Raw genomic sequence first — 1,261 nt, forward strand, 5'->3', positions numbered from 1 at the left:
CGTGGGGTTGCCCCTTGGGGCCGGACATCTTGATTCCAGACAGGGGTCTGGAGGGAGGATGTCTTGGTGTCGCGTTCGTCGAAGTATCCGGAGCAGTTCCGTCGGGATGCGGTGGAGCTGGTGGAGTCCAGTGATCGTCCGTTGCGTCAGATCGCGCGCGAGCTGGGCGTCAATCACGAGACGCTGCGGTCGTGGGTGAACAAGGCCAAGGAGGAAGCGGCCGCGCCGGCGGAGGATCCCGCGGTCACCGATGAGGTGCAGCGGTTGCGGAGGCAGGTCGCTGAGCTGCAGAAAGAGAAGGAGATTCTGCGTAAAGCGGCCGCCTATTTTGCCAAAGAGATGGATCGATGATCTACCGCTACCGGTTCATCTCCGAGCATCGCGCCGAGTTCGGCGTGAAGCGGTTGTGCCAGGTCCTGGGCCTGCGGCGGCAGGGTTTCCACGAATGGGTCGCAGCCGAGTCCGCCCGTGAGGCCACGGCGGTGCGGGAGCGGGAGCTGGTGGCGGTGATCGCCTCGATCCACGCGGAGCACCGGCGCGCCTACGGTGTCCCGCGGATCACCGCCGAGCTGCGCCGGCGCGGGCGGGTGGTGAACCACAAGCGGGTGGAGCGGTTGATGCGCGAGCAGGGCCTGGCCGGGATCACCCGCCGCAAACGCCGGTCTCTGACCAAGACCGATCCGTCGCCGGTCGCGGCAGTCCAGGATCTGATCCACCGCGATTTCACCGCCGAGCACCCTGGTCAGCGATTCGTCGGGGACATCACCTGCCTGCCCACGTTCGAGGGCTGGCTCTACCTGGCCACGGTGATCGATCTGCGCACCCGCGAGGTCGTCGGGCACGCCATGGCCGACCACATGCGCGCCGACCTGGCCTGCGACGCGATCACCCTGGCCACCGCACGCGGCCTGATCAGCCCCGGCGCGGTGTTCCACTCCGACCGCGGAGTTCAGTACACCTCGGCCCAGTTCCGCGCCGCGCTGAGCGAGTCTCGGATCCGCCCGTCGATCGGACGGGTCGGATCCTGCTACGACAACGCCGTCGCCGAGTCGTTCTTCGCCACCCTCAAAACCGAGATCGGCACCACCATCTGGCGCACCCGTGACCAGGCACGACACGACCTATACCGCTATCTCCACTACTACAACCACAACCGTCTACATTCGACAGTCGGCCACCGAACACCCCACGAAACCCGAACCAGCTACAGTCACCAACAAGCCGCGTGAAACCCCGTGTCCGGTATCCGGGGGAAACTCCA

The 1,261-nt window shown here is 66.2% G+C and carries 2 protein-coding genes; both read left to right on the forward strand.

All coding sequences use genetic code 11. The features are described from left to right. The first annotated feature begins 66 nt into the window (after nt 1-66). A complete protein-coding gene (locus DMC61_RS40765) occupies nt 67-351 on the forward strand; it encodes a transposase (RefSeq protein ID WP_233595115.1) in 285 nt (94 codons plus the stop codon). Further along, a complete protein-coding gene (locus DMC61_RS40770) occupies nt 348-1,229 on the forward strand; it encodes an IS3 family transposase (RefSeq protein WP_125695760.1) in 882 nt (293 codons plus the stop codon). The genes DMC61_RS40765 and DMC61_RS40770 overlap by 4 nt, the downstream gene beginning before the upstream one ends. Nucleotides 1,230-1,261 lie beyond the last annotated feature (32 nt).

Source organism: Amycolatopsis sp. WAC 04169, from assembly GCF_003947535.1.
In the GTDB taxonomy this organism is placed as follows: domain Bacteria; phylum Actinomycetota; class Actinomycetes; order Mycobacteriales; family Pseudonocardiaceae; genus Amycolatopsis; species Amycolatopsis keratiniphila.

Excerpts from the sequence above, each read along its gene's own strand:
- DMC61_RS40770 (WP_125695760.1), top strand. The coding sequence starts at position 348 with ATGATCTACCGCTACCGGTTCATCTCCGAGCATCGCGCCGAGTTCGGC.